The organism is Cetobacterium sp. ZWU0022, from assembly GCF_000800875.1.
Taxonomy (GTDB): domain Bacteria; phylum Fusobacteriota; class Fusobacteriia; order Fusobacteriales; family Fusobacteriaceae; genus Cetobacterium_A.
In genome coordinates, this window is sequence record NZ_JRJZ01000061.1 from 1 (window position 1) to 9,109 (window position 9,109).

Annotated in this window: 10 protein-coding genes; 6 read left to right on the forward strand and 4 right to left on the reverse strand. The window is 29.3% G+C overall.

What is annotated here, in order from left to right:
* Positions 1-77 precede the first annotated feature (77 nt).
* Positions 78-1,382: a Na+/H+ antiporter NhaC family protein gene (locus tag L988_RS05690; protein ID WP_047382467.1), complete on the forward strand. Its 1,305-nt coding sequence runs from the start codon at positions 78-80 to the stop codon at positions 1,380-1,382.
* A gap of 14 nt (positions 1,383-1,396) precedes the next feature.
* The gene (locus L988_RS05695; protein ID WP_047382470.1) at positions 1,397-2,842 is read left to right on the forward strand and encodes a flippase; all 1,446 of its coding nucleotides are present in this window, start codon (positions 1,397-1,399) and stop codon (positions 2,840-2,842) included.
* 12 nt (positions 2,843-2,854) lie between these two features.
* Here the strand turns inward: L988_RS05695 and L988_RS05700 are convergent, their stop codons facing one another.
* The 4 genes from L988_RS05700 to L988_RS05715 form a co-directional block, all read right to left on the reverse strand.
* A complete protein-coding gene (locus L988_RS05700) occupies positions 2,855-3,133 on the reverse strand; it encodes a DUF2325 domain-containing protein (RefSeq protein WP_047382471.1) in 279 nt (92 codons plus the stop codon).
* A 14-nt stretch (positions 3,134-3,147) separates the two neighbouring features.
* Positions 3,148-3,483 carry a DUF2023 family protein gene (locus L988_RS05705; RefSeq protein ID WP_047382474.1) on the reverse strand — a complete coding sequence of 112 codons (336 nt, stop codon included), beginning with the start codon at positions 3,481-3,483 and terminating at the stop codon, positions 3,148-3,150.
* 108 nt (positions 3,484-3,591) lie between these two features.
* The gene (locus L988_RS05710; RefSeq protein WP_047382476.1) at positions 3,592-4,401 is read right to left on the reverse strand and encodes a Cof-type HAD-IIB family hydrolase; all 810 of its coding nucleotides are present in this window, start codon (positions 4,399-4,401) and stop codon (positions 3,592-3,594) included.
* Complete coding sequence (locus L988_RS05715) at positions 4,391-5,524, reverse strand: M20 family metallopeptidase (RefSeq protein ID WP_047382478.1); 1,134 nt, start codon at positions 5,522-5,524, stop codon at positions 4,391-4,393. The genes L988_RS05710 and L988_RS05715 overlap by 11 nt, the downstream gene beginning before the upstream one ends.
* A 224-nt stretch (positions 5,525-5,748) precedes the next feature.
* On the opposite strand from L988_RS05715, the gene L988_RS05720 reads away from it, so the two are divergent.
* From L988_RS05720 to dapD, 4 genes are all read left to right on the forward strand, one after another.
* The gene (locus L988_RS05720; RefSeq protein ID WP_081982706.1) at positions 5,749-6,471 is read left to right on the forward strand and encodes a hypothetical protein; all 723 of its coding nucleotides are present in this window, start codon (positions 5,749-5,751) and stop codon (positions 6,469-6,471) included.
* 143 nt (positions 6,472-6,614) lie between these two features.
* Positions 6,615-7,490, forward strand: a complete 876-nt coding sequence (gene dapA / locus L988_RS05725) for a 4-hydroxy-tetrahydrodipicolinate synthase (protein ID WP_047382480.1) — start codon at positions 6,615-6,617, stop codon at positions 7,488-7,490.
* Positions 7,487-8,185: a 4-hydroxy-tetrahydrodipicolinate reductase gene (gene dapB / locus L988_RS05730; protein WP_047382481.1), complete on the forward strand. Its 699-nt coding sequence runs from the start codon at positions 7,487-7,489 to the stop codon at positions 8,183-8,185. The genes dapA and dapB overlap by 4 nt, the downstream gene beginning before the upstream one ends.
* Positions 8,186-8,206: 21 nt before the next feature.
* Complete coding sequence (gene dapD, locus L988_RS05735; RefSeq protein ID WP_047382483.1) at positions 8,207-8,908, forward strand: 2,3,4,5-tetrahydropyridine-2,6-dicarboxylate N-acetyltransferase; 702 nt, start codon at positions 8,207-8,209, stop codon at positions 8,906-8,908.
* Positions 8,909-9,109 lie beyond the last annotated feature (201 nt).

Here is a 9,109-nt window from a genome sequence, read left to right on the forward strand (position 1 = left end):
TATTATACCTCAAAGGATTGGAGTAGTTTCAATAAATTTTAAGTTAACAGAAACAGAAAATAAAAAGGGGGTAAAAAATGAATACAAAAATAAAAGGAGACTTTAAAGGATTAATTCCATTTCTAGTTTTCATAGGTTTTTATTTAGGAAGCGGAATCATATTAGATTCAATGGGTGTGGAGTTAGCATTTTATCAATTACCAGCACCGGTGGCAATTTTTCCAGGAATAATTGCTGCATTTTTACTTTTCAAAGGAAACATTAAGGAAAAATTTGAAACTTTTTTAGAAGGATGTGGTCATCAGGATATTATAACGATGTGTATAATTTATCTTTTAGCTGGTGCATTCGCAGTAGTTTCAAAAGCTATGGGAGGAGTTGATTCTACAGTTAATTTAGGATTAACGTATGTACCTTCTCATTATATTGCACCAGGATTATTTGTAATCGCTGGATTTATTTCAACTGCAACAGGAACATCTGTAGGTTCAATAGTTTCGTTAGCACCAATAGCTGTTGGATTAGCAGATAAAAGTGGTGTTTCAATGCCGTTGGTATTAGCGGCATTAATGGGTGGATCAATGTTTGGAGATAACCTTTCAATAATTTCAGATACGACAATAGCGGCTACAAGAACTCAAGGTGTAGAGATGAGAGATAAATTTAAGGTTAATATAAAAATAGCGGCACCAGCAGCAATTTTAACTTTAATTTTACTAATTATATTTGGAAAGCCAGATGTAGCACCAGAAACTGGAGAGTATGTTTTTAATTTAATAAAAGTTCTTCCTTATATATTTGTGTTAGTTCTTTCTTTGATAGGAGTAAATGTATTTGTTGTTTTAACAGCTGGAATAGGACTTTCGGGAGCAATAGGTCTATTTTATGGTGATTTTACATGGTTGACTTATGCAAAAGAGATTTATAATGGATTCACAGGAATGACAGAGATATTTTTACTCTCTCTTTTAACAGGAGGTTTAGCATCACTTGTAACAAAAGCTGGTGGAGTAGAGTGGATAATGAATACAATTGAAAAAAGAATAAAGGGTGTGAAGAGTGCTCAAATAGGTATGGGGTTATTGGTAACATTAACAGATATGGCAGTTGCAAATAATACTGTTGCAATAATTATAAATGGACCAATTGCTAAGAAAATATCAGAAAAATATGGGGTAGACCCTAAGAAAAGCGCTTCTGTTTTGGATATATTTTCATGTATTGCTCAAGGAGCTATTCCTTATGGAGCTCAGATGCTGATAATGCTTAGTTTTGCTGGTGGTAAAGTTTCACCATTTGATATAATTCCGTTGTTATGGTATCAAATGATTTTAGCAGTAATAACAATCGGTTATATATTTTATAATCCAAAAGAAAATTAGAGGGATGTACAGAGATGTCAGTTTCAAAAAATTATTTATACAATGTACTACTTATAATAAGTAATACAATTTTCCCGATAATAACCTTTCCCTATGTATCTAGAGTTTTAATGCCAGAATATCTAGGGAAAGTTTATTTTGTGCAGGGAGTTGTAGCTTATTTTGTTATTGTGTCAGTTTTAGGAGCTCCAAATTATGGAATAAAAGAGTTATCTAAAGCAAAAGGTATCGGAGATTGGGGAGAATTTAAAAAGATTTTTACAGAACTTTTTTTAATGACAATTTTGAGTAGTGTAGGTTCTTTACTAATTCTTTTAATAACTGTAAAATCTTATGGTAAGTTTACAAAAGAAAGTTTAATATTTTATATTTTTTCAGCTCAAGTATTATTTGAATGTTTTCATATAAATCATTTTTTTGTGGTTATGGAAAATCATAAAAGAAGATTAATTCGTTCATTTACAATTAGAATTTTATCATTAGGATTTTTATTTTATTTTATAAAGACACCAGATGATTATTATTTGTATGCTCTGCTGTTAGTTGTTCCAGAAGTATTAGCAAGAATAATAGATGTTTTTAGTGTTAGAAAATATTTCAATTTTAATTTTAAAGAATTGAATTTCAAAAGACATCTGAAAAGTATGTTGATAATATTTTTATATATTTTTACGATAGGAATATATGGAAGTATTGATACCACAATGCTTGGAATAATGATAAATGATACAGAGGTTGGATTATATACAGCTGCTGTAAAAATGTATAAAATGGTCTTACCTGTAATATTAACCTTAGGAACAGTGTTATCTCCTAGAATAATTGGAGCTATAAAAAGAAAAGAGAAAGAGAATATTTATAAAAATATAGATGTATTTATGGATTATGCTTTTATAGTTGGAATTCCTGCTACAGTTTTGATGATGATTTTAGCTAGGGAATTTACAGTTTTATTTTCAGGAGAAGGATTTATTGGATCTATTGAAACAATGATTATAATGTCTCCTTGCTTAGTATTTTTGGCGATAGGGACATTTATAGGTGGACAGGTAATGTTGCCAAACGATTTGGAAAGAGATATATTGATAATCTCTATAGCTGGAGTATTTCTGAATATTGGGTTAAATTATTTTTTAATACCCCTTTATTTGAGAAATGGTGCAGCAATAGCTACACTCATTACAGAGATTATAATAGCATTAGTTAAAATTTATCAGATGAAGAGACTTTATTTGGATTATAAAATTATGACTAAAGATAGAATCTTAACAATAATTATTGGAAGTATAATTTCAATAGTGATTTATTTAAGAATAGATATGCTAAGAGCTTATGGAAATTTATTAACGTTAATAATTACTCCTATAATTTATGGGATAATATATTTTGTTATTTTGATTTTACTTAAGAATAAAAGAGTTTTAACGTGGTTAAACTATGTGAAAAAAAGATTGCAATAATTGCAATCTTTTTTATTTGTAGACTTTTTCTAGGTTTTCTTTAAGTGTTGAAATACTGTTATTGTTTAAATGAACAATTGGAATATTTTGAGTTTTACAAACTTTAGTACAATTGTTTAAAAGGTTATGACTAACGAGATTTGTGAAAATTATACACATTTCACAATTTTTAATTTTTTTGCAAAAATTAGGGCATTGAGTATTGTAAACTTTTCCTTTAAGATTATAAGATTTTAGTAATTCTAGATATTCTCTTTCTCCTCTTTTTAAGCCACCCACAATAGCAACCATATTTCTTCCTCCTTTTATGAAACTTTGATATGTTCTCTGTTTTTAAATTGTATATATCTATCACATTGTTTTTTTCTGTCATATCCAAGCATAATTCCAAGAATAAAATCCTCTTCAGCAGTGTATTCAGAGAGATTGGATTTATCAATTTTTTTGATAACGTTGATACAAGATTCATCTCCAAAGAAAACATTGTATCTTCCATTTTTTATTTTATATATTTTATAAGCTATATTTTTTGTATTAAGTCTATCCTCAACAAATGTTAAAAGATCTTCAGAAATAGTATGTAAAATAAGGTTTCTAATACCTTTTTCAAACTCGTATATATGATGAATAAAAACTTGCATAAAACTCCTCCAAAAATTTGATACTATGATATTACCATGAGATGTTTTAAATGTCAATTATTTTTATTATCAAAGTATTTTATTTAAAAAGAAAAGTGGCTAACCACTTTACTTTTTAAATATTAATTTTTTTATTAGATTTGCCATACCATTGTTATTATTTGAAGTTGATATAAATTTACAGATATCTTTAATTTCAGGTTTTGCATTTTCAACGCATGCCGGAAGTCCAGCAACTTTAAGCATAGGCAAATCATTATAAGAGTCTCCAACGACAATAACTTCCTCTATTTTAATTCCAATTAAATCAACTAATCTCAAAAGAGAACTTCCCTTATCAACCCCAAGTTTTGTAATCTCAAGGAAAAATGGTTTTGAAATAGCGATAGAAAACTCTTTTTCTAACTCGTTTTTTAATTCTTTTTCAACTTTTGATAGATAATTAGGGTCTTCTAACATGATACATTTTACGCAGTCTTTATCGATAGCGGCTTTGAAATTTTTAACTTTTTCAAATGGCATCTTAGTTAAATCTACTTCAACTTCGATGTATGAGCTATAGTCTTCAGATACAATTGTATCTTCTAGGTAAGTTATAATTTCGACATTTTTTCTTTTACTAAAATCATAAAGCTTATGGATTTCATCAACTGTTAAAGTTTCTTCTAGAATATTTTTATTTGTTTTACAATCCGTTATAATAGAGCCATTGTACGATAAAATAAAACTTCCATATTTTTCAAGTTGAAGTTCCTTAGCAAGATCTCTCATTGCATATGTAGGTCTTCCTGATGCTAAAACAAATTTAACTCCAGCCTCTTGAGCTTCCATGATGGCTTTTTTATCTTCAGATGAAATTTTACCTTGAGAGTTTAAAAGAGTATCGTCAAGGTCAGTAACAATCATTTTATATTTCATTGTTGTCCTCCCAAATTTTAGTGAATAGTTTAATTCCTTCAAGAAGAACTTTTTCATCAAAATTGAATGTTGATGAATGAAGAGGAGATACAAAGTTTTTCTTTTTATTTTTAGTTCCTAGTAGGAAAAATACAGCAGGAACTTTTTCACCGTAAAAAGCAAAATCTTCTGCTAATGCTAAAGTTTCACCTTCTATAAAATTAAAATTATTTGAAACGTTTAAAAACTTTTTATAAAGTTTAGCATCGTTTATAACTGCTGGATAAAGAATTCTAAATTCATCCTCCACTTTTATATTAAATGCTAATTCCGTTCCTCTATGAATATCCTTCATTCTCTTTATGATATTTTCAGTATCCTCTTGTGAATATGCTCTAATTGTACCATGGAAATCTACAGAGTTAGGAATAATATTTCTAACAGTTCCACCATTAAATTGTCCAACAGTTATAACACCTGCACTGAATGGAGAAAGATTTCTAGAGATTATAGTTTGATAAGAATCTATTATTTTAGTAAAAGGTATTAGGGGATCATTTGTTTTGTGTGGCATTCCACCATGCCCACCTTTAGCTATAATTTTACAATCAAACTCTGTTGCTTGAGCAAAAAAAGGACCGGCTTTAGTTGAAACAGTTCCTTCCTCTAAGTCTGGGAAAAGATGGAATGAGTAGATCTCTTTTACTTTATATTTTTCTAATAAACCAGCTTCACAAATAAACTTGGCTCCACCAGGTCCCTCCTCAGCAGGTTGGAATATTAAAAGAGTACTGATGCTTTTATTTTTAATAGTAGTTAGATACTGAGCAAAACCTAAGAGCGCAGCAGTATGTCCATCGTGTCCACATGCATGCATAAAGCCAGAGTGCTTTGATGAAAACTCACAGGTATTTTCTTCTTGAATAGAAAGAGCGTCTATATCAGCTCTAAAAGCTTTACAATACTCTGAATTTCCGGGAATGAAAACATAAACTCCCGTTTCGCAGATTATATTGGGATTATAACCCATATCTGTAAGAGCTTCAATTATATATTTTTGAGTTTTGAACTCTTTAAAACCAACTTCTGGAATTTGATGTAAATCTCTTCTGTATTTACTAATGCTATTTAATAGAAAATTCATGGTAACCTCCTAAAGAATAATTAATTAATAATATTCTTTTTTTTTTATAAAAACAAATTTTTAAAAAAACAATTCATATTTTAAGAACTTTATAAATATAAAATTGTAATAAAATATTTATTTATTTAAAATTTATATGAACAAAAAAAATAAGAAATTGATAAATTTAAAATCATGATTAAAAGAAGTAAAATATATATAAAAACTTTGAGAGGTGCATAGTGATGAGAGTTGTTTTGAAATATGGAGGAAGTTCAGTTGCTACTTTGGAAAAGATAGAAAAAATAGCAAATTATATAAAGAGTTTAAAAGAAAAAGTTGAAGAAATTGTTATAGTTGTTTCAGCAATGGGAAAAACAACAGATGAGCTATTGAAAAAAGCTCAATATTTTTCATTAACACCAAATAAAAGAGAGCTTGATATGCTTATAAGTACAGGAGAGCAACAAAGTGTTGCACTATTATCTTTAGCATTGAACTCAATCGGATGTGAAGCGGTCTCTTATACGGGGTATCAAATAGGATTAAAAACAAATGGAGAACATGGAGATAGTGAAATAATAAGTTTAGATACAGAGTTTTTAGAAAAAACATTAAAAAGCAACAAAATAGTTATAGTTGCGGGATTTCAAGGGGTTAATGAGATTGGAGATATAACAACGTTAGGAAGAGGGGGTTCTGATACAACAGCAGTAGCTCTTGCAGGTTTTTTAAAATGTGAATGTAAAATATATACTGATGTTGATGGAGTTTATACAGAGGATCCTAGAAAAAGTACTACAGCTAAGAAGATTTCTAAAATTTCTTATGATGATATGGAAAAGATGTCAAGAAATGGTGCTAAAGTTATGGAGACAAGAGCTGTAATGATAGGAAAGAAATATGGTGTTTCTATTTTTGTTGGAGAAAGCTTAGGGAACGAGAATGGAACTTATATAATGGACTAGAAAAAATAGTTTTTGTAAGCTGAAGTTATTAAAAAATAAATAGAATATAAAAAATCTAAAAAAATGAATTGAATTTTTTGAAACTAACCTATAATATAAAAGGAACATTTTCAAATTATAAATTTAGTAGTGGAGGGTAGCATATGTTTAAAGGATCAGGAGTAGCACTTATTACACCATTTAATGAAGATATGAGTGTAAATTATTTAGAGATATCAAAATTAGTAGAATATCATTGTGCAAATAGCACAGATGCTCTAATAATATTAGGAACAACAGGAGAAGCGAGTACACTAACAGATGATGAAAAAATAAAAATTGTTGAAACTGTTTTAGATGTAAATAAAAAAAGGCTACCTATAATTGTTGGTGCAGGTAGTAATAATACAAAGCAAGCGATTGAAATGTCTAAAAAATATGAAAGTATGGGAGTTGATGGCTTATTATTAGTAACTCCTTATTATAATAAAGGAAATGAAGATGGAATCTATAAGCATTTTATATCAATAGCGGAATTTGTTGATTTACCAATTATGCTTTATAACGTACCTGGAAGAACAGGAGTTAATCTATCTTTAGGATTATTAAAAAAATTAGCAAAACAAAAAAATATAGTAGCAATAAAGGAAGCTAGTGGAGACATATCATATGCATGTGAAATTGCAAGATTAGTTCCTGAATTAGAGATATATTCAGGGAATGACGATATGACGGTTCCTTTAATGTCGATAGGTGCAGTAGGAACAGTTTCTGTTTTAGCAAATATAGAGCCTAAAGTGGTTCATAATATGGTTTATAGCTATTTAAATGGAGATGTAAACGAAGCTAGAAGACTTCAGTTGAAATATAATGGATTAGTAAAATCACTATTTGTAGAAGTTAATCCAATTCCAGTGAAAAAAGCTATGAACCTTTTAGGTATGAATGTTGGTGGATGTCGTTTACCGTTAGGAGAGTTAGAACAAAAGAGTATAGATATACTGAAAAAAGAGCTAGCAGAAGTGGGTGAAGAGATTTGAAAATAGCTATGCATGGAACAGGAGCCATGGGAAAAACTATAAAAGAGTTAGGCGGAGAAAAAATAGTAGCTTTTGTTGATAATATAGAAGAGATAAAAAAAGATGAGCAGATTGATGTTGTAATTGATTTTTCACATTTTAGTAAATTAAATAGCTTAATAGATTCTTGTGTTGAAAGAAAATATCCATTAGTAATAGCTACAACAGGATATACAGGAGAAACTTTAGAGAAGCTTTTAGCAGCATCGAAACATATTCCAATTTTATTATCTTCAAACACATCTTTGGGAGTGAATGCAATGAATGGAGTTTTAAAAACTCTAACACCAAAATTAGAAGGTAACTTTGATATAGAGATAATAGAAAAGCATCATAATAAAAAGATAGATTCACCAAGTGGAACAGCAATAACTCTTTTAGATACTGTACAAAAAGCTTTAACAGAAAAATACAATGTGGTTTATGGTAGAGAAGGAGTGACTAAAAGAGAGGCTAAAGAGATTGGAGTTCATGCTGTTAGAGGTGGAACTATAGTGGGAGAACATACAGTTATTTTTGCAGGAGAGGATGAGATTATTGAAATAACTCATAAAGCTCTGTCAAAAAAAATATTTGCTGTAGGAGCTTTGAAATGTGCTGAATTTATAAAAGGAAAAGAAGCAAGATTATATACAATGGAAGATATTTTTCAATAAAAATTAGGAGGTATTACAAAGATGAGATTAGAAACAGCTGAGGAGTTAATAAGTTTTATAAAAAATTCTAAAAAGAAAACATTAAGTAAAGTTTATATAAATGGAAGTGTTGATTTTGAAAATGATGGTATTTTTACTTTTAAAGGTGAAGAAGGAGTTATTTTAATAGGTGATTGGCAAGAAATTTCTATTATACTAGAGGAAAATAAAGAAACTATAAAAAACTATTTTGTTGAAAATGTAGCGAGAAATTCAGGTGTTCCTTTATTAGATACAAAAGCTATAAATGCAAGAATTGAGCCAGGAGCAATAATAAGAGATAAAGTTAAGATTGGAGATAACGCTGTTATAATGATGGGAGCTGTTATAAATATTGGAGCTGAAATTGGTGAGGGGACTATGATAGATATGAACGCTGTTTTAGGTGGAAGAGCTATTGTAGGAAAAAGATGTCATGTTGGAGCAGGAACTGTATTAGCAGGAGTGATAGAACCTCCATCAGCACAACCTGTAATAGTTGAAGATGATGTTATGATAGGAGCTAATGCTGTTGTAATAGAAGGAGTTAGAATTGGAAAAGGTTCAGTGGTAGCAGCTGGTGCTATAGTGTTAGAAGATGTTCCTGCTGGTGCAGTCGTAGCAGGAAATCCAGCTAAAGTTGTAAAATTAAAAGATGAAAAGACAAGTGAGAAGACTAAACTTGTTGATGATCTTAGAAAATAAATTTGTAGTTTGAAAAGATAGTGAAATCAATGGTTTTACTATCTTTTTTTTATTTTTAAAATAAAAAAAATAAAAAAAATAAAAAAAGTTGTTGACGAAGTTTAAAATTTGTGGTACTATTATATTTGTCAGCGGGAAATACCGCAGACAACAACTGAATGAAAAGGACATTAACAACCGAATAGAGAAAATAGTCAGAAG

Excerpts from the sequence above, each read along its gene's own strand:
- L988_RS05720 (WP_081982706.1), top strand. The coding sequence starts at position 5,749 with ATGAGAGTTGTTTTGAAATATGGAGGAAGTTCAGTTGCTACTTTGGAA.
- L988_RS05700 (WP_047382471.1), bottom strand. The coding sequence starts at position 3,133 with ATGGTTGCTATTGTGGGTGGCTTAAAAAGAGGAGAAAGAGAATATCTA.
- L988_RS05705 (WP_047382474.1), bottom strand. The coding sequence starts at position 3,483 with ATGCAAGTTTTTATTCATCATATATACGAGTTTGAAAAAGGTATTAGA.
- dapA (WP_047382480.1), top strand. The coding sequence starts at position 6,615 with ATGTTTAAAGGATCAGGAGTAGCACTTATTACACCATTTAATGAAGAT.
- L988_RS05715 (WP_047382478.1), bottom strand. The coding sequence starts at position 5,524 with ATGAATTTTCTATTAAATAGCATTAGTAAATACAGAAGAGATTTACAT.
- dapD (WP_047382483.1), top strand. The coding sequence starts at position 8,207 with ATGAGATTAGAAACAGCTGAGGAGTTAATAAGTTTTATAAAAAATTCT.
- L988_RS05710 (WP_047382476.1), bottom strand. The coding sequence starts at position 4,401 with ATGAAATATAAAATGATTGTTACTGACCTTGACGATACTCTTTTAAAC.
- L988_RS05695 (WP_047382470.1), top strand. The coding sequence starts at position 1,397 with ATGTCAGTTTCAAAAAATTATTTATACAATGTACTACTTATAATAAGT.
- L988_RS05690 (WP_047382467.1), top strand. The coding sequence starts at position 78 with ATGAATACAAAAATAAAAGGAGACTTTAAAGGATTAATTCCATTTCTA.